Raw genomic sequence first — 298 nt, forward strand, 5'->3', positions numbered from 1 at the left:
GGTGACCGGTACGAACTGGCCGGCGAGCACGCAGGTGTCCGTGCAGCTGACGGCGCCGGGTGGCGGGAACGTCGGCGGTCCGGTGACGGCCACGACCGACGCGTCTGGCGGGTTCACGCTCGACTACCCGGTTCCGGCTTCGGCCACGCCCGGCGCGGGCTACACGGTGACGGCGACCGTCGGCACCCAGACCGCGACCGACACCACGGAGGTCACGGCCGCCGCGGCTGTCGATGCCGCTGACACGGTGCAGGCGGGCACGAGCCTTCCGGTGACCGGTACGAACTGGCCGGCGAGC

Annotated in this window: 1 pseudogene; it reads left to right on the forward strand. The window is 73.8% G+C overall.

The features are described from left to right. Nucleotides 1-298, forward strand: a pseudogene (locus ILP86_RS19495) (hypothetical protein); the annotation flags it as partial.

It is taken from the genome of Microbacterium sp. R1 (genome assembly GCF_015159725.1).
Lineage (GTDB): Bacteria > Actinomycetota > Actinomycetes > Actinomycetales > Microbacteriaceae > Microbacterium > Microbacterium oxydans.